Source organism: Flavobacterium cheongpyeongense (genome assembly GCF_003202435.1).
GTDB classification, from domain to species: domain Bacteria; phylum Bacteroidota; class Bacteroidia; order Flavobacteriales; family Flavobacteriaceae; genus Flavobacterium; species Flavobacterium cheongpyeongense.
In genome coordinates this window covers 147110-165698 of sequence record NZ_QJHK01000008.1, presented here as the reverse complement: position 1 = coordinate 165698, position 18589 = coordinate 147110, and the positions used below count along the sequence as shown (strand labels likewise).

Sequence of the window (18589 nt, the reverse complement as noted above, 5' to 3'; positions counted from 1 at the left end):
CTTTTTTTGTTTAATTTGTTTCAGGTTTCAAGTTAAGCCATGGCAACTTGAAATCTGGAACATTATTATCCTACGATATCTAATTTAGCAAATCTCAATAGTAGTTTCTTAATTCCTCCTACTTCAAATTTTATTTCAGCTTTTTTATCAGCCCCAACACCTTCAAGATTGACTATTTCACCCTTACCAAAACGTTCGTGCATTACAATATTCCCAATAGTTAATTTGTTATCAAATAAATTTGTTGCTGCAGCATTCGGATTCGTTCCTGCTACAGGTTTTAATTTTCGAATATTGAAATCCGGTTTCGGTTCATTATCCGTTATATATTTTGGAGGTGTTCCTCCAATGGGTTTTGATAAACGTAATTTAGATTTATCGACATCTCCAAAAATATCACTGTCAATAGTTGGTTTATAGCGATAATTGCTTTCTGAGGGTGTTAAAAATTCTAAATACTGCCCATCAATTTCTTCAATAAAACGGGATGGTTCACTATCTGTCAATTTTCCCCAGCGGTAGCGGGATTGTGCGTAAGTTAAATATGCCTGATGCTCTGCACGTGTCAAAGCTACATAAAACAAGCGCCGTTCTTCCTCTAATTCGCTTCGGGTACTCATACTCATGGCACTCGGAAACAAATCTTCTTCCATTCCGACTACAAAAACATGAGGGAATTCAAGTCCTTTTGCTAAGTGAATTGTCATTAAGGCAACACGATCTTCATCAGATGTATCTTTATCCAAATCGGTAGCCAGGGCAACGTCTTCCATAAATTCAGATAATGCTCCTCTTGCTCCGTCAATTTCTTTTTGTCCTTCTGTAAAATCTTTTATACCGTTTAAAAGCTCTTCAATATTCTGAATTTTCGCCATTCCTTCAGGAGTAGCATCTTTTTTCAGCTCCTGAACCAAACCTGTTTTTTTGGCAACATGATCTGTAATATAAAAAGCATCCTGATTCTGGTCAATTACCTGAAAACTCTGGATCATCGTAACAAAATCTTTCAGTTTATTCTTTGTTCCTGCATTTAGTTTTAAATCAATTTTATCGATATTTACCATTACTTCCCAAATAGATCGTTTGTAATGATTGGCTGCAATGGTTAATTTTTCAACAGTTGTGTCTCCAATTCCGCGTGCCGGATAATTGATAACACGAATCAGTGCTTCTTCATCTTTTGGATTGATCACTAAACGTAAATAACATAAAACATCTTTGATTTCCTTACGCTGATAAAAAGACAATCCACCATAAATTCGATACGGAATATCCCTTTTTCTCAAGGCGTCCTCTATTGCACGGGATTGCGCATTGGTTCGGTATAAAATGGCAAAAGCACCATTGTGCAATTGATTTTGCATTTTTTGTTCAAAAATAGTACTGGCAACAAATCGTCCTTCTTCAGCATCCGTCAGGCTTCTGTGCACTTTTACTTTCGGTCCAAAATCGTTTGCAGTCCAAACTACTTTATCCAGTTTGGTTTTATTATTTTCCATTACAGTATTTGCCGCTTCTACAATGTTTCGTGTTGAGCGGTAATTTTGCTCCAGACGAAACATCTTCACCCCTTCATAATCCTTTTGGAAATTTAGAATGTTATTGATATTCGCTCCACGGAAAGCGTAAATACTCTGTGCATCATCTCCAACTACACAAATATTCTGAAACCTATCAGACAAAGCGCGAACAATTAAATATTGGGAGTGATTGGTATCTTGGTACTCATCTACAAGAATATAACGAAAACGATTCTGATACTTGGCTAAAACTTCCGGAAAACGAGTCAGTAATTCATTAGTTTTCAGCAGTAAATCATCAAAATCCATTGCTCCGGCTTTAAAGCAACGCTCCACATATTGCTGATAAATTTCGCCCAACCGAGGTTTTTTTGCCATTGCATCCGCTTCCATCAATTCCGGGTTATTGAAATAAGCTTTTACCGTAATCAAACTGTTTTTATAAGAAGAAATTCGTCCTAAAACCTGTTTCGGTTTATAAATATCACGATCCAGCTGCATTTCTTTTATAATAGACGAAATAAGCCTTGCCGAATCCTGTGAGTCATAAATGGTAAAGTTTGAGGGATAGCCCAAATGTTCTGATTCTGAACGAAGAATACGCGCAAAAACAGAGTGAAAAGTTCCCATCCATAGGTTTTTTGCTTCACTGGCTCCCACAATTGCCGAAATCCTGTGCTTCATTTCACGGGCTGCTTTGTTGGTAAATGTGAGTGAAAGTATATTGAATGCATCAATTCCCTGATGCATCAAATAAGCAATTCTGATTGTCAAAACACGGGTTTTTCCTGAACCTGCACCAGCGATAATAATCATTGGTCCGTCTTTTTGTAAAACAGGTTCTCGTTGTGCTTCGTTGAGCTGATCAATATAATTCTGCATGAAATTGTTTTCCTTTTATGCAAAAATAAGAATTAAACTCTTAGAATCTTAATTCTGTAAAAATCAAAATATGTTTAAAGAGAAAAAGACCAAAATAAAAAACCACTCTCTAAGATTTGTAGCGGTTTTGAATTTAAGAAAATGGTTTTGGTTTTCTTATTAATCAATAACAAGATTCTCCTAACGGTGCTTCTCCAGTAATTTCCATCCAGTCAATATTTGCAAAGCTTAAAGCATCGACTGTTTCTAATCGAATTGTATTTACACCTTTAACTAAATTAATATTTATGGGTATAGTTGTAGCAAATTGGGTTGTACTGGAGGTTATAGGAAATGACAAATCAATTACATCTGTCGCATTTATCTTAAGTTTTGCAGTTGTCGTTTTTCCTCTATGTACATATCGAAATATAATAGTATACAGTCCTGAAGTTGGTACCTTAAGAGCATAATTTATTCCTTTACCGGAAGCATCAGCAATATTCGTTACTTTTTTATTATCTGCACTGGAGTTAATGGCTATTGTACCTTCATGAGCACAATAGCCCAAGGCTAATTCTTCGATTCTTAATGTATGAGTTCCTGTAAGTTTCTCACCAAAAGTTGCTGTAATTCCTGTATCTTCAGTCATGATGATTGTTGTCTCTTCTTCACTACCGCCGGAACTCCATGATTTTAATTCATTTCCTTTTGAAGGAATAGCGGTAAGTGTTACCAGTTCTCCTTCTGTATAAGTTGGTTTGTTCGGATTTATTGCTATTGTTCCTCCCTCAGTTGGTGTGATTGATGTAGTCAAAAGATAAGCTGCCGGCAGTGTACTTTTAAAATTGGCAGTAATCGCTTTATTTGCCTCCATTTTAATAGTTGTGGTTGTAGCTGTTTCTCCATTACTCCATGATTTGAATACAAAATTATCAGCTGGTTTTGCTGTCAATGTTATAACTTCACCTGGATCATAAATTGTTTTATCAGGATTTACAGCTACATTTCCGCTCATCAATGGCTTTACCATAGTTTTTAACACAAAATCCGTTTTTTGCTCAGCACCTAATTCTCTTGCGCCAAGATCAGGTGCTGTTCCGTTAAATTCTATTCCGTTTGCCTGTACTCCTGCATCAATAAAATCGCTTGTCGCCTTTAATGCCAGAAAATCACCTAGATCTGGACTTCCATCTTCGTTTTTAAGAACAGCAGGAACAATCAAAGAAACAAAATCATCATCACTTATTACAAGTGCAGGATTTCTTCCATTAGTACTTCCTTTAATCCACCAAACATTAGAATTTTCGACATCTTTTCCAAAGTTTTTATCCTTAAATGATTTATAGGAAATGTTATTCCTGAATTGATGTTTCCCTCCAGGACGAAAACCGAAACCGTTACTTTTATTATTATACGAGGTGTTATTTGTCATTTCGATAGCCCCAAGATTATTATTGTCTGTAAAACCATGTTGCCCATTTCCAAAAGCTACACAGCGATGCAGAATATGATTTACAGGAATGCCTTCTCCCCCTAATTTAAAACCATTTTTATCTCCGGTTTTCGTTGTGCTTCCGTTTGTAAGTGTCCCATTATTATAGGCTACGCAACTTTCAAATAAAACAGCCCCGATCGGACCAGTTTTCTTTTTGGTATATAAGTCCCAGCCATCATCACTATTATGATGTGAAATACAGCCCCGAAAAATATTACCCTGGCCACAAGTCAATTTTGCAGCAAAACCATCTGCATTTTCTGCCAATAAATCTTTATTATCAAATGATTCGCAGTTCAGAATTAAGTTATTTGAAGGCCATTGATCAATTGTAGTGTAAGCAGCAGAGTATCTGCTAATTTGAAGACCACTATCTCTGTTTTTTTCAAATATACAATTGTCAATCGTATTATAATTTCCAGAAAGAAGCATCCCATTGTCTCCGGCTTTTCTAATAATAATTCCTTTAAAATACCAATAACAGCCATCCAGAACAATTCCTTTGTTTTCATTAATTTCTTTTTGAGCCGAAAAATCAAGAATTGGGGTTTCATCAGGATAAGCTTCTATATGTTTCAGATTTCCAGCCGTTCCGCTATTTTCTCTTGAAATAAAAATGGTTGAGGCTATTGAGTAAATTCCTCCACGCACATAAATCGTTTGCCCAGAAGCTACTTTATTAATAGCGTTTTGCAATGTTGTCGGACTATCAATAGATCCCTTATTTTCGACTTTTCCTGCAGGAGAAACATAGATTTGAGAAAAAACGCAAAACGGAAAGAGTAACAAAAAAGTTAATATGATTATTAATTTATTTTTCATCTATAAAGGCTGTTTGATTGGTTGATAATTGTCCTTATTTGATATTTAGCAATTCATTTTTTATCCTCTTGAAAAAATCATTTGAAAAAAACATCATAAGCAAAGCGGATAAGAGTTCCGATTACTACGATTAGAAAAAAGACCCTGATAAAACCATTGCCTTTATTTATGGCCAATTTTGCTCCTAACCAGCCACCAAATCCATTGCTGATTGCCATCGGGATAGCAATACTCCAGATAATTTTCCCTTTTAGCATGAAAAGACAAATCGAACCGAAGTTTGTTGCCAAATTTACCATTTTAGCATTTGCAGAAGCGTGCAGAAAGTCAAAACCTAAAAGTGCAATAAAAGCAACTACAAAAAAGCTTCCGGTTCCGGGACCAATAAATCCGTCATAAAAGCCAATAATTACACTAATAACAACTGCATAAATAATCTGAGTGGTTGGTGAATGGTCTTTGACTAAATGCTGACCAAAATTTTTCTTGGCATACGTGTAAACAAATAACAAAGACAAAACCACAAGCAAAAGAGGTTTCATAAAATCATTGCTGACCAAAGTCAATATCGTTGAACCCAGAAATGCTGATGGAACTGCAAGGCACATCATAATTAAAAGTAACCTCCACTGGATAACGACTTTTTTAAGATATTGAAAAGCGGCAAATGCTGTACCACTAAAAGCCGGAATTTTTAATGTCCCGATAACTGTTGAAACCGGAAGATTAGGCAATAAAATCAATCCCATTGGGGTTTGAATTAATCCTCCTCCTCCAACAATGGCGTCAATAAATCCTGCAGCAAAAGCGGCCAGACATAGAAAAAGTATACTATAAGGATCCATTTAAAATTGTATTTGAACTGTTTTAAAAAACAAGTTGTAAAAGTACACCTTCCATTCATTTATTACTGAAAATTTAAAATGGATTTCTCTACAAAAAGTATATTTTTGCCTAAAAAATTATTGAAATGGATTTTACCCGAATTATAGAATTAGCGAGTTATACGTTACCAGCCATTATCACGGGATTTGTGGCTTACCGTTTTTTTGAACTGCATATTAAAAATAATGATAAAAAACGTGCTTTTTTATTAAACAGAGACTATCAAAAACAATCCTTGCCAATCCGTTTACAGGCGTACGAGCGTATGACCTTATTTTTGGAGCGTATCAACCTGACCAAATTATTGATTCGGATTGCTCCAATTTCACAACACAAACACGATTACGAAAATTTCATCATTGACCAGATTGAACAGGAATTCGAGCATAATTTAACGCAGCAGATTTATATGTCTGATGAGTGCTGGACGATTATTACGACAGCCAAGAACTCAACTATACAAATGATCCGTAAAGCCGCCATGAGCGATCGTGTTGACAGTGCAGATAAATTACGTGAAGTGATTTTGAATGATTTATTAGAAAAACAATCGCCAAGCAATGCTGCTTTAGGATTTATAAAAAATGAGGTTGCCGAGCTCTGGTAGCAATTTATAGTGGTTAAGCCTTAGTTTTTTAGTCCTTAGTATATTCTTTCTGTACTTAACTAATACATCTTAGTTCAGTTAGTTATTCGCACATAGTTTTTTCAATTCCGTAGTCTCTAATTATCAAGAAGTTTACAAAAAAAAATAGTAACTAAGAGCTAAGGACTAAAAAAAATCACTTATTATCACTCATAATTTCCGACTTATTCTGAGCGTATTCATATCCCTGTTCCCACCACTTCTTCATCACTTCTTTATTAAAAATCAAGGCGTTATTGGTCAGCTTTGTCGGAGTGTAATATAAATTAAGTTTTACATTCTTATTGTTTGCTATTAGTTTTCCTATGGCAATATCGTGTTTCTCAACCTGATCCAAAGCAATTCGGAACAAGTCGATCATCAGTGAAAACGGATTTTTTCCGATTACTGTCTTTTCCATATGGACTTCTGTTTCCAGGATAATGACATCAATTTCTGTTGCTCCACGGTTGATTGCTTCACGAATGGGAACCAGACTTGAAAATCCACCATCGCCATACTCGCAATTGTCCTTTTCAACAAGACTCATAAAAGGGACATAATTACTAGAAATCCAGGACCAGTCACAAAACTCTTCGTAAGTACATTCTTTTATTGATTTATATTCGGCTTCGTTTTTTGTAAAATTGGTTACTGTGATTATAACATCTTTCTTCATCTTTTTTAACTGATTGAAATCAGATAGAGAGAAGTTACTTCTAATGTATTTTTTTAGACCTTTACTTTCTCCAAAAGTTCTCTTCCCCTTAAAAAACTGGCGAACAACATTAAAGTGATTAATGGTCACTATATCAACTCCATCTTTAACTTTGACCACAAAAGGACAAATATTAAATATCTTCGACATGTTTACATTCGTATAAATCGAATGAATTTGATCAATATTTCCGAGTGCCAGATGCGGAATCAATAAACTTCCGGTTGAAGTTCCAAGGAATAAATCGTATTGATATTTTTTTACTTCTAATAAATACTGGGCAACACCACCGGCAAATGCGCCTTTACTACCGCCACCAGAAATAACCAATGCTCTCATTTTGTAAGTTATGCGTTTTTTGTTATGTGTTATGAGTCAACTAATCCTCAAAACTTTAAACATTTTTGTTTTGAAATTTTAATCAATTTCTTTTTGAATCAATAATATAAATAAATCTTAACTTTTTTCTGCCAAAAGGCGGTTCAATTGAAATTTTTCATCGGGGTTCAAATTAGTCAAAATTCTTTCAAAGGAAGCACGCTTTTCAGGATTTTTTAATAACAATCGAATAGTATCCCTTCCAAATTTAGAAAATTGCCACATGTGATGGGTTGTGGCATTGACTAAATTACTCAAAACCTGATCGTTAATAATTTCAAAACCAATTAGTTTCTCTAGAGCATTTTGTCTGGTAGCAGCTTCATATTTTGTAGAAGAAAACGCAATCAACTCTAAAATCAAAGTTTCAGGATTATCAATGTAATTAGTTGTAGATAAAGCTAATGAAAGCCATAACGTGCGAAGGTTATACTCATTAAAACCTATCCAGTTTTGAGATTTATTAAGATATTCTGTTCTTCGTTCAGGAAAATTCTTCCACAAAAAATAAAGCGCAATTTCCTGTGTCTGATACGATTTATCGTCTAGTAATGTTTCATAAGCTGCTCTGAAATCTTCTGGAATCACATTCATTGTTTCAGCAACGGATTGCCTTATTTTTAAATTATTACTTTCTAAAGCTAATAACAAAAGTTCCTTCTTAGCGTCATATTTTTCAGATTCAATCTGATCTATGATCGCTTTTTTAACCGTATAATAAACATCTGAATTTAAAATTTTCAAAAAATAGTCCTTCTTTTCAGCCAATGGGGTTTTCTTCAGTTTATCAACTTCTAAACGAACCAGAATTGCTTTATTTTTACTCAATAAGGCATTCGCTGTCGGGGTGTCAAAAGCAGTAGTTTCCAGCCAGGTTTTTTGAAATTTATTCAAATCAAAACCGGATACTTTTTTTATTTCATCAAAGAAATCCTGAGTATTTACGGTTTGATATCCGTATTTCTTTAAATAATTTTTTATCGCTTTTTTGAAGGCTTTATCCCCTATTGATTCATGTAAAACAAATAACGCCCATGCTCCTTTTTCGTAAAAAGTCAGAGAACTGGCCTTGGCATTCAAAACCGGAATTGCATCGGTTCTGGAAGCAAATTTAATTTGTTGTGCCGTATCGTATAATTTCGAATAAAAATAATCCTCTCCAAAAATTTCTCTTTCGGCCAATAAAGCATAATAAGTTGCAAAACCTTCCTGCAGCCAGTGATGTGTGCTGTTTTCTGCGGTTATTAAATCCCCAAACCAATGATGTGCTAACTCGTGGGCATCAACATTGGTGTAGTTCCTGTCTTCAAAGCCAACGGAATCAACTACATAACGCGTAGCAAAAAGTGTGGTGGTGGTGTTTTCCATCCCGGCATACAAAAAATCCCGAACCGGAATTTGCCTGTTGATTTTCCACGGGTACTTCACTCCTATTTCTTTTTCTAAAAAATCAAAAATACGCTTAGAATAACGATAGGTGGTCTCAAAACGATCTGAATCTTTAGGCTCTACATAATATTCTAAAGGAATTTTAGATTTTGACTTGAATTCTCTTTTATCGAATTTCCCAATGGCAAGCATCAATAAATAAGAACTCATTGGTTTTTTCATTTGGTATTGCCAGTGAAATTGATTGCTGTTCTCTGTCTTTTCTTTTAAAATCCCGTTCGAAAGAACCTGATAATCTTTATTGTACAAAATTCCTAAATTGAAAATGAGTTTTTCATTTACATCATCAAAACTCGGAAACCAGTTACTCGTGTACCTTCCCTGACCTTGTGTCCAAATCTGGACTTCAGAATTTTCAATATCAACAAAATACAAGGCCTGTTTTGGTTTAACAGAATATTCAAAAGTCAACTGATTTTTTCCTTTCTGAAAATGATCTATGATTTGCAATTGCTTTCCCGTATTAATAAAAACAGCTCGTTTTTGGTTAATTTCTACTTTTGAAAATTCCATGTTTCTGGCATCAATATTAATGGTGTCAACTGGTTTCAAAACTTCAAATTGATAGTCAGCCAAACCTGAAACCGATTTTTCATTGGCATTTATTTTTAATTGTGCGGAAACGGATTTAAAATCGACAAATTGGGTTTGTTGTGCAAAACCCAAGACGGTGAAAAATAATAGAATGTATTTCATTGAATTAAATTGAAGGCAAAATCCAAAGTTACAAAGGTTTCATCAACAAATCGAATGAAATTTGTATGTTTACATTAGAAAATTATACAATCGTGTCAACATCTAAAAAAGCTTTATTTAACTGGAGCAGCGGAAAAGATTCTGCTCTGGCTTTATACAAAATCCTTCAAAATTCTGATTTTAAAATAGAATGTTTATTAACAAGTGTCAACCAGCAATATCAGCGAATTTCGATGCACGGTGTACGTGTAGCATTGCTCGAAGCTCAGGCAAAAAGTATTGGTTTACCTTTAAAAATAATGCAGATTCCAGAGATGCCAACCATGGAAGTTTATGAAAATGTCATGACTGAAACATTATCTGAACTGCAAAAACAAGGCATCACACATTCGGTTTTTGGAGATATTTTTCTGGAAGATTTACGAAAATACCGTGAAGATAAATTAGCCGAAATTGGCTTTGAAGCCGAATTTCCTTTGTGGAAAATTTCAACACAAGAGTTAATTCAGGAGTTTATCAGCTTAGGGTTTAAAACTATTGTTGTGTGTGTAAACGAACGTTACCTCGATAAAAGTTTTGTTGGCCGGATTATAGATCAGGATTTTATAAATGATTTACCGGAAAATGTAGATGTTTGTGGTGAAAACGGAGAATTTCATACTTTTACTTTTGATGGTCCTGTTTTTTCAGAACCAATTAGTTTTGAAATTGGTGAAACCGTTTATCGTAAATATGAAAAGCCTAAAAATCAGGATTCTTCGAATACGGCCTGCGACACAAACGCAACCGATGCATTTGATTATGGATTCTGGTACACCGATTTAATTGCGAAATAATTTATTAAAATGACCGTACAAAATCAATCTTTTGAATTAAAAAAAATCCTGGGATTCTTAAACGAAATCGGGATAGACGTGTTTGAGAAAGTACTCGAAACTTCTTTTTTGCCCGGATTGAGTTTAGGGCCAAACTGTCTTTATATTGATTTCGAAAAATTATTATATCCTGGAGACATCCTTCACGAGGCTGGGCATCTGGCTGTTACAACCTCTGCCGAAAGAAAAATTGCAGGAACGGATAAAATGGCTTCAGACTGGCCTTCACAAGGCGAAGAAATAGGGGCTATTTTATGGTCTTTTGCTGCAGCACAACATTTAGAGTTGCCTATTGAATTTGTATTTCATCCCAACGGATACAAAAATGAATCAAAATGGCTGATTTCAAATTTTACCAATGAAAATTATATTGGATTACCCTTTCTGGAATGGGCAGGACTTGCTTTAGGAAAAGAACGTGCAGCTAAAGAAGATAAAGAAGCTTTTCCAAAAATGCTGAAATGGCTAAGAGATTAAATTATGGATAAACTTGTACGCTCAATAAAGTTCCCGATGTTTTTTGATCCAGAAAAACTTAAAAATGATGTTTATAAAATCATCGATAAAAACTGGATAAATCATTATAATACAAATGATTATTCCGGAAAATGGACTTCGATTGCCTTAATGTCGCAAAACGGAAAATCGAATTCTATTTTTGCACTGCCAAATGGTGAGGATAAACTCGTTGCTACCGAAATTCTGGATTCCTGTAGTTATTTTGAAGAAATATTAAATAGCTTTTTATTCGAAAAAACGGCTGTCCGCTTGCTGAAATTAGATGTTGGTGCAACAGTCAAACCTCATCGTGACAATTGTCTTGGATATGAGGACGGCTGTTTCAGATTGCATATTCCTATCATTACAAATAGTGACGTTGAATTTGTTTTGGATGGTAATCGACTGATTATGAATGAAGGCGAATGCTGGTATATTGATGCAAACTTTATCCATTCGGTAGCTAACCGAGGGTCTGAAGATCGTATTCATTTAGTTATTGACGGACTTCGCAATGAATGGACTGATCGTTTATTTTTTAAGGAAGCCGATCAAAATGATTTTGTACGGCCTGCTACAAAAATTTCCGAAAAGGAAAAACAACTTATGATTGCAGAACTGAAACGAATGAACCCGCCAAATTTAGATGCTATTTTGAACGATTTGGAGTAAATTAAATCACTTTTCTAAAACATAATTTTCTAAAACCAAAATATCCAAAGCTGTCATTTCAAATAAATGAAGCGCCTCTTGTGGGGTTTCAACAATTGGCATCCCTTTTTTGTTCAGGCTTGTATTCAGTACGACTGCGATTCTGCTTTGTGCATAAAATGCCGTAAGCAATTTTACAAACTTCGGATTCCAGCTTTCTTCAACAGTCTGTACGCGTGCTGAACCATCCCGATGCGTTACGTTTTTGAGCTTTTCTAAATATTCCGGTTTTGTTTTATCTACTAAAATCATATAAGGACTATTTCTTCCCTGCACAAAATATTTGTCTGCTTTTTCTTTTAAAACTGCCGGTGCAAACGGACGAAAATCTTCCCTGAATTTAATATCCAGATTGATATGATCTTTGATTCCCTCAATTCCGGGATGCGCCAAGATACTTCTTCGTCCCAAAGAACGAGGTCCAAATTCTGCTCCCGACTGAAACCACGCTATTGTTTTTCCCTGATTTAATTTTTCGGCACAAAACTTTACGAGCTCATTTTCGTCTGAAAACTTTACAGGATTGTATTTTTTATTTTCAAGGTTATTAATCGCTTTTTCGATTTCATAATCTGAGTATGTCTTACCAAAACAGGTACTGCCATCGTGAGGTACTTTTGGCATTTTTAAATATTCTAACCAGCCGTAAAATGCACAGCCAAGTGCCAAACCATTATCTGCGGCAGCTGGTTCAAAATATATATTTTCAACTATTTTACTATCCTGTAGTTTGGCATTTGCAACGGCATTAAGTGCGACTCCGCCTGTATAACATAAATTTTTATGAGGAAATTTTTCCAACCGGTTATGAATGCATTTTAAAACTGCCTTTTCTACCTGCTCCTGAGCCCATTTTGCTACATTAGCATAATAATCAAAATTGCTTTTGAAATATTCATATCCTTTTGACGGATTTTTAAATTCATTTTTCCAGCCCTCATTTACAAACAAATTATCCGGTTCAAATTTAAAAGCCTCAAAATCATAAGTTCCGGAGTTTCCAAATGGCGCAAGTCCCATTAATTTCCCTACATCATCCATATCACCAAAAACATAATGACTTACAGATGCATAGAATCCGCCAATGGAGTGCTGCGTTGTAGGAAGTGAAAATAAACGCTCTGACCTTTCAGCCATTTTACTGAAATCCTTCATTAACGGAATTAATTTTTGTCCGTCAAAATGATAAAAGCTGTCTTTTTCGCACATCATCTGATCTTGCTCCAGAATTTCAGGACTAATATATTGTTTTTGTTCAGGATGCAATTTTAGAAACTGGTCAAGCGGACTCCCGCATCCATCAATAACCATTACAGCACATTCAGAAAAAGGACAGGTACCTACTGCGCTGTAAGCATGTGCTAAATGGTGTGAAATGTCAATTATTTTTAAATTCGGAACTTCTGCAAAGAGTCTTTTGCCTTTGTATTGATTGCGATCCGGGATTTCAAAATTAGCACACTGTACTACCAGGGAAATATCTTTTAATTCAATTCCCTCTGCCTCCAGGCAATACTGAACTGCCAGATTATCATTTCCCCCATCATGTTTAATCCGGCTTAATCGTTCTTTTTCAATACCCACACAAACACGTCCGTTTTTTAATAAAACTGCCGATCCGTTGTGTGAAAGTCCGGTTCCTAAAACATACACAGGTGAATTCATTAAAGTACTTTATTATAGTTAGCTTTTAAAGCTGCTAAAATAATTAAAGTTAATTACCTATTGTGCAGATAAATTGTATAATTTCCGGAATATTTAAAACATAATCCGGTGTCATATTTTGTATAGCATTATTAGGCATAAAGGGCATATCAGCTGTTTCGGGATTTTGAACAACAATAGTACCGCCTTCTTTTTGAATTGCTTTTAAACCGTTGGTTCCGTCAGCATTTGATCCGGACAATAAAATTCCTATCAGTAGATTTTTATATACCTCAGCTGCTGACTCAAAAGAGACATCAATACTTGGTCTGCTGTAATTTACCTTTTCGGAAGTATCAAGTGATAGCTTATGATTTTTTTCAAATAACAAATGATAATTTGAAGGTGCAACATAAATAAATCCCGGTAATAGTCGCACTTTGTCTTCAACCTGTCTTAGTTTTACAACTGATTTTAAGTCAATTAGTTTTTCAAGCGTTTGTTCATCTGTACTTTTTCGATGTACAACAATTACGATTGCAAAAGATTTAATTGCAGTTAATTGTGGTAAAACCTGCATTAGTACACTTAAACTTCCCGCTGAACCTCCTATAATTAGTACCTTAAAATGTGAATTTATCTGATCTTTCTCCATATTTTTTCCCTATCTAATTGTTTATACTTGCCCGGGGATACTGAATACTTTATGGTTTCTTTTGTTCCTAAAGCGAGAAAGCCCAACAGGGCAAGGCTGTCATCAAATAAATTGATGGCTCTTTTTTGTAAATCATTATCAAAATAAATCAGAACATTTCGGCAAAAAATCACATCAAATTCATTAAACGAGGTATCAGAAACTAAGTTGTGCTGCGAAAAAACCATTTTTTGAGCCAGATCTTCATTAAACTTTGCAATACCGTAATTTGCTGTATAATAATTCGAAAAATCTTCTTTCCCGCCTGAATCCCTGTAATTTTCAGAATACTCTTTCATCATTCTTAACGGAAAGATTCCTTTTTTTGCTGTTTCAAGTACTTTTACATTTATATCTGTGGCATAGATTAAAGATTTATGCAGTAATCCTGCTTCCTTTAATAAAATTGCCATTGAATACACTTCTTCACCTGTTGAACAGCCTGCGTGCCATAAACGAATAAAAGGTTTTGCATCCAATAACGGGAGGATTTGATTTCGAATAACCTTATAAAAAGAAGGATCACGAAACATTTCGGTAACATTTACTGTAATTTCATCAACCATGTGTCTGAAATATTCAGGATCATATCTCACTTTTGATAAAAATTGTTCAAAATGTGAGAACCCGTCCAACTGATATATCCTGTTAACACGTCTTTTTAAAGAGGCTCTTGAATAACTACCAAAATCAAAACCATAATATTCATATACTTCATTAATAAGGGTTTCCAGTTCGATATCTTCTATCATAACAACTTTAAATTTTGCTTAATATTAAAAGTAATTTATCTACATCAACGGGTTTAGAAATATAATCATCTGCACCTGCCTCCATACATTTTTCTTTATCTCCTGCCATCGCCTGAGCTGTTACGGCTATAATGAAAGTTGACTCATGCGACGGGATTTTTTTTATTAAAGGAATTGCCTCATAACCATCCATATCAGGCATCATCATATCAATTAACACTGCTTTAATATTTTTATCAGAATTTAATATTTTCAAAGCTTCCTCTGCACTCTGACATGATAAACAGTCAAATGATTTGGCACGTAGTGTATTCTCCAGTGCAAAAATATTTCTGGAATCGTCATCTATAATTAAAAGTCGTTTTTTATTCATTTTTTACTACTTTTTATTAAACTTTATCATACAGCCAGACCCTGAGTAATGAGAGCAGCTGATCAATATCGACAGGCTTTGTGATATAATCTGAAGCACCTGCTTTGATGCATTTTTCCCGGTCTCCTGTCATTGCTTTTGCTGTAACTGCAATAAGCGGTAAGGTTAAATGTTTTGAATTACTTCGTATTTTTTCTGCCGTTTCATAACCGTCCATATTGGGCATCATCATATCCAGTAAAACAATATCTGTATTTGGATTTTCTTCAAGCATTTTTATGGCTTCTTTGCCATCAAATGCCGTAATTACATTCATTTTAAATACTTCGAGAGCTTTTGTAAGAGAATAAATATTACGAACATCATCATCTACGATCAAAACAGTTTTATCAAACAAAATGTTATTCAGCAAATTCAGTTTCCTATGGTTATCTTTTTTACCGTCCGGATTTTTGTTTTCTTCAACCAAATGCAGGAAAAGTGATACTTCGTCGAGCATTCTCTGATAAGAATGTGCGGTTTTTACAATTATGGAATCTGCATATTTTTTAATTTTTATTTCTTCCTTAAGCGACAGGCTTTTTCCGGTAAACACTATTACAGGAAGGTTTTCTAATCCTGGATTTTTTTTAACATTATCTAAAATTTCGTAAGCATGTTTGTCCGGTATTCCCATATCCAAAATGACACAATCTACTTCACTTTTATTAAGCGCTTTTAATCCTTCAGAAACTTCACTTTTAATTTCAGAATTGATATTATAACTTTCTAAAAAGTAGGACAGGGCTTTGGCGTGTTTAGGATTATCCTCAATAATCAGCACCTTTTGGGCTTCTTTATTAATAATATGTTCTATTCTGATAAAAACATCGGGAATTTTTTCAAAAGCTACCGGTTTATCCAGAAAGTCAACAGCTCCTTTTAATAAACTCTCTTGTTTGAGTTTGTGCGATGACATAACATGTACCGGAATGTGCTTGGTTTTTGAATTATTTTTAAGTTCTTCCAGAATTTCCCATCCACTTTTTACGGGAAGCTCAATATCTAACAAAACGCCAATTGGCCTGTAAAGTAAAGCAAAATTTAAAGCATAATCACCTCTTACTACTACTACCGCTTTATATCCTTTTTTTCTGCTAAATGTTAACAATGACTTTGCGAAATTAATATCATCTTCTACAATCAGGATAACTTTATCATTTTCTGTGATTGAGTTTCTGTCATCTGCTACTTCCTCAGGAATTACCATACTGATATATTTATTTTGGGTTTCCTGTTTTTTTTCTTCCTGCTCATCGATTTCGATAGGCGGAGTCTTTAAAGCTGTGTTTTTTTTTAACGAGGAACCAAAAACCGGCAGACATAAAGTAAAACTGCTGCCCTCATTTTCTTTACTATGCAAAATTATTTCTCCATTTAGTAATTTTGCCAGTTCCCTGCTAATGGATAATCCCAAACCTGTTCCGCCGTATTTTCTTTTGGTTGAGCCGTCTGCCTGCTGAAAAGCCTCAAAAATTAAAGGCTGTTTATCCAGCGGGATTCCGATTCCTGTATCTTTTACAATAAAACAAATTATTTTATCATCGTCATCATTTACTTTTATTTCTAAACTTACAGATCCTTTTTCTGTAAATTTTATGGCATTTGAAATCAGGTTTTTAAGGATTTGTTCCAGACGCATTTTATCCGTTTTAATAACTGCCGGTGCGTCTTTGGAAATAATTTCAAAATCAATTTTTTTTTCTTTTGCCACAATCGTAAACAAATTAGACAGATTGTCTGTTATTTCTTTTGTGGTAACATCTAAAAATTCAAGTTCCATTTTACCGGCTTCAATTTTGGACAAATCCAGAATTTCGTCAATCAGTCCTAATAAACTATTACCTGAACTCTGAATAACTTTTGCAAATTCGATTTCTTCAGAATTCATGCTTTTATTATTATTTTCGGACAATAAACGGCTTAATAACAAAATAGAATTTAAAGGAGTTCTCAATTCATGTGACATATTTGCCAAAAACTCCGATTTATAACGTGTTGTAAGTTCCAGTGCTTCTGATTTTTTTTGAATTTCAGTGTTTCTTTCTTGTAATAAAACACTTCGCTCAGACAATTCTTTATTGGTTTGTTCGAGTTCTTCCTGTTGTACCCTCAATTCTTCTTCAGAAGCCTGTAATTTTTCGGTTTGGGTTTCCAGTTCGGCATTCATTGCCTCCATTTCTGTATGCTGAATTCTTAACTCTTCTGATTGCGCCTGAGTTTCTTCAAGAAGCTCCAACACACGTTTTCTGTTTTGAGTTGATTTTATGGCAATGGCAATATTATTTGAAACCGCCTGTAAAAATTCCAAATCGATTGCCGTGTATTCTTTTACGCTTGCCAATTCAAAAGCTCCCTCTACTTGAGTATCAATTAAAGGTACTGCAATAATATGTTTTGGTTTTATTTCTCCCAAAGCATACGTAATCTGTACATCATTTTCTGAAAATGATTTTAGTTCCAGAATTTTTCTTGAAACCACGCATTGCCCAATTAATCCCTGTCCGGTTTTTATATGTTCCCTGTTCTTATCAGGAAGGTAACTGTAGCCCGAAATTGCATAAAGTTCATCACCATCTACAGCATATATCACTCCTGCACTACTTTTAGTGTATTGGCATAAAAACTCGATCACATCTTTAGACAATCTTTCGAGTTCTTTATCCCCTATCATTACATTGTTTAGTTTTGCGATTCCGGTTTGCAGCCATTCTTTTTGAGACAATAAATCAAAAGTGGTTTGTAAGGAAACGCCCATACTATTTAATGATTCTCCCATACTACCTAAAGCATCCGATTTGGTATCATCAACCCTGATGTCATAATTTCCTTTTGAAATATGACTTGCAATAGTACTTATAGCTTTTATCCTTTCGGCTGTTTCTTTGTCTTTTCGTTCTAATTCTTCCTGAAGAAACGACCGCTCATTGTGATCCTTTAAAATACGCAGCAAAAACACAATCGTGATAATAAAAGCGATTATAAAAGCGGCTATAATTAAGATAACACTATAATTACCATATCGTTCCGAATTTTCATTTCGCTCTTTTAAAAGTACCTGCTCTGAATTTTCTATACGTTTGTAATAACTTCTCAATTCATCCATCATCTTTTTTCCCTCGTCCAGATCAAAAGAAACAGTGTCCTTGCCTATTCTTTTTTTTACTACCTGATTATTCAGATATTTATAAAAAATATGGGTATTATATCTTATTTCCTGAAGGTTTTTTTGCTGCGATGGATTATCATCAGTTAATTGATCAAGTCTATTAAAAAAACTGTCTGATTTTTTTTCTGCATCATTATACTGGCTTAAAAATTCTTCTTTACCGGTTATTAAGTAACCACGCATACTGGTCTGGGCATCAGTGACAACAAATATTCCTTCGTTCAGGTTATAAATTACTTCCTGGGTGTGGTTTACCCAGTAGTTACTTTTCAATAAGCTTTTTATACTTAAAAATGAAGCTGTTGAGCTTATCGTTAATATCAATAAAGAAATCAATGAACTGATTAATAAATTTCTTTTAAAGTTATTTTGTTTCATATAA

Annotated in this window: 14 protein-coding genes; 4 read left to right on the top strand and 10 right to left on the bottom strand. The window is 34.5% G+C overall.

What is annotated here, in order from left to right; genetic code table 11:
- Positions 1 to 65: 65 nt before the first annotated feature.
- From DMB65_RS11325 to DMB65_RS11315, 3 genes are all read right to left on the bottom strand, one after another.
- Entirely contained in the window at positions 66 to 2402 is a 2337-nt protein-coding gene (locus DMB65_RS11325; RefSeq protein ID WP_110306759.1) for an ATP-dependent helicase, read from the bottom strand.
- A gap of 163 nt (positions 2403 to 2565) precedes the next feature.
- Positions 2566 to 4701: an InlB B-repeat-containing protein gene (locus DMB65_RS11320; RefSeq protein WP_110306758.1), complete on the bottom strand. Its 2136-nt coding sequence runs from the start codon at positions 4699 to 4701 to the stop codon at positions 2566 to 2568.
- A gap of 77 nt (positions 4702 to 4778) precedes the next feature.
- On the bottom strand, positions 4779 to 5546 hold the full coding sequence (locus DMB65_RS11315; protein ID WP_110306757.1) for a sulfite exporter TauE/SafE family protein: 768 nt from the start codon (positions 5544 to 5546) through the stop codon (positions 4779 to 4781).
- Positions 5547 to 5671: 125 nt separating this feature from the next.
- Here DMB65_RS11315 and DMB65_RS11310 point away from each other — a divergent pair, with 125 nt between their 5' ends.
- Positions 5672 to 6193 (top strand): DUF7935 family protein, encoded by a 522-nt coding sequence (locus DMB65_RS11310; protein ID WP_110306756.1) that lies wholly within the window; start codon positions 5672 to 5674, stop codon positions 6191 to 6193.
- Between the two features lie 175 nt (positions 6194 to 6368).
- Here the strand turns inward: DMB65_RS11310 and DMB65_RS11305 are convergent, their stop codons facing one another.
- Together DMB65_RS11305 and DMB65_RS11300 are read right to left on the bottom strand one after the other, a co-directional pair.
- A complete protein-coding gene (locus tag DMB65_RS11305) occupies positions 6369 to 7268 on the bottom strand; it encodes a patatin-like phospholipase family protein (RefSeq protein ID WP_110306755.1) in 900 nt (299 codons plus the stop codon).
- 117 nt (positions 7269 to 7385) lie between these two features.
- Positions 7386 to 9452 carry a M1 family metallopeptidase gene (locus tag DMB65_RS11300; protein ID WP_110306754.1) on the bottom strand — a complete coding sequence of 689 codons (2067 nt, stop codon included), beginning with the start codon at positions 9450 to 9452 and terminating at the stop codon, positions 7386 to 7388.
- A 65-nt stretch (positions 9453 to 9517) separates the two neighbouring features.
- Here DMB65_RS11300 and DMB65_RS11295 point away from each other — a divergent pair, with 65 nt between their 5' ends.
- From DMB65_RS11295 to DMB65_RS11285, 3 genes are read left to right on the top strand one after another with little or no spacing between them, the layout of a single operon-like run.
- A complete protein-coding gene (locus DMB65_RS11295; protein ID WP_078229997.1) occupies positions 9518 to 10288 on the top strand; it encodes a Dph6-related ATP pyrophosphatase in 771 nt (256 codons plus the stop codon).
- Between the two features lie 9 nt (positions 10289 to 10297).
- Positions 10298 to 10804, top strand: a complete 507-nt coding sequence (locus DMB65_RS11290; protein WP_110306753.1) for a hypothetical protein — start codon at positions 10298 to 10300, stop codon at positions 10802 to 10804.
- A gap of 3 nt (positions 10805 to 10807) precedes the next feature.
- Positions 10808 to 11497, top strand: coding sequence for an aspartyl/asparaginyl beta-hydroxylase domain-containing protein (locus DMB65_RS11285; protein WP_110306752.1), 690 nt, complete (start codon positions 10808 to 10810; stop codon positions 11495 to 11497).
- Between the two features lie 6 nt (positions 11498 to 11503).
- Here the strand turns inward: DMB65_RS11285 and DMB65_RS11280 are convergent, their stop codons facing one another.
- The 5 genes from DMB65_RS11280 to DMB65_RS11260 are packed head-to-tail and all read right to left on the bottom strand — an operon-like array spanning position 11504 to position 18585.
- Complete coding sequence (locus DMB65_RS11280) at positions 11504 to 13201, bottom strand: carbamoyltransferase family protein (RefSeq protein ID WP_110306751.1); 1698 nt, start codon at positions 13199 to 13201, stop codon at positions 11504 to 11506.
- A gap of 49 nt (positions 13202 to 13250) precedes the next feature.
- A complete protein-coding gene (locus DMB65_RS11275; protein ID WP_110306750.1) occupies positions 13251 to 13835 on the bottom strand; it encodes a chemotaxis protein CheB in 585 nt (194 codons plus the stop codon).
- Complete coding sequence (locus DMB65_RS11270; protein WP_110306749.1) at positions 13817 to 14626, bottom strand: CheR family methyltransferase; 810 nt, start codon at positions 14624 to 14626, stop codon at positions 13817 to 13819. The genes DMB65_RS11275 and DMB65_RS11270 overlap by 19 nt, the downstream gene beginning before the upstream one ends.
- Positions 14627 to 14633: 7 nt before the next feature.
- On the bottom strand, positions 14634 to 14999 hold the full coding sequence (locus tag DMB65_RS11265; RefSeq protein WP_110306748.1) for a response regulator: 366 nt from the start codon (positions 14997 to 14999) through the stop codon (positions 14634 to 14636).
- 16 nt (positions 15000 to 15015) lie between these two features.
- Positions 15016 to 18585, bottom strand: a complete 3570-nt coding sequence (locus DMB65_RS11260; RefSeq protein ID WP_110306747.1) for a response regulator — start codon at positions 18583 to 18585, stop codon at positions 15016 to 15018.
- Positions 18586 to 18589: the final 4 nt, after the last annotated feature.

Excerpts from the sequence above, each read along its gene's own strand:
- DMB65_RS11305 (WP_110306755.1), bottom strand. The coding sequence starts at position 7,268 with ATGAGAGCATTGGTTATTTCTGGTGGCGGTAGTAAAGGCGCATTTGCC.
- DMB65_RS11285 (WP_110306752.1), top strand. The coding sequence starts at position 10,808 with ATGGATAAACTTGTACGCTCAATAAAGTTCCCGATGTTTTTTGATCCA.
- DMB65_RS11310 (WP_110306756.1), top strand. The coding sequence starts at position 5,672 with ATGGATTTTACCCGAATTATAGAATTAGCGAGTTATACGTTACCAGCC.
- DMB65_RS11265 (WP_110306748.1), bottom strand. The coding sequence starts at position 14,999 with ATGAATAAAAAACGACTTTTAATTATAGATGACGATTCCAGAAATATT.
- DMB65_RS11325 (WP_110306759.1), bottom strand. The coding sequence starts at position 2,402 with ATGCAGAATTATATTGATCAGCTCAACGAAGCACAACGAGAACCTGTT.
- DMB65_RS11320 (WP_110306758.1), bottom strand. The coding sequence starts at position 4,701 with ATGAAAAATAAATTAATAATCATATTAACTTTTTTGTTACTCTTTCCG.
- DMB65_RS11260 (WP_110306747.1), bottom strand. The coding sequence starts at position 18,585 with ATGAAACAAAATAACTTTAAAAGAAATTTATTAATCAGTTCATTGATT.
- DMB65_RS11300 (WP_110306754.1), bottom strand. The coding sequence starts at position 9,452 with ATGAAATACATTCTATTATTTTTCACCGTCTTGGGTTTTGCACAACAA.
- DMB65_RS11275 (WP_110306750.1), bottom strand. The coding sequence starts at position 13,835 with ATGGAGAAAGATCAGATAAATTCACATTTTAAGGTACTAATTATAGGA.
- DMB65_RS11290 (WP_110306753.1), top strand. The coding sequence starts at position 10,298 with ATGACCGTACAAAATCAATCTTTTGAATTAAAAAAAATCCTGGGATTC.
- DMB65_RS11315 (WP_110306757.1), bottom strand. The coding sequence starts at position 5,546 with ATGGATCCTTATAGTATACTTTTTCTATGTCTGGCCGCTTTTGCTGCA.
- DMB65_RS11280 (WP_110306751.1), bottom strand. The coding sequence starts at position 13,201 with ATGAATTCACCTGTGTATGTTTTAGGAACCGGACTTTCACACAACGGA.
- DMB65_RS11295 (WP_078229997.1), top strand. The coding sequence starts at position 9,518 with ATGTTTACATTAGAAAATTATACAATCGTGTCAACATCTAAAAAAGCT.
- DMB65_RS11270 (WP_110306749.1), bottom strand. The coding sequence starts at position 14,626 with ATGATAGAAGATATCGAACTGGAAACCCTTATTAATGAAGTATATGAA.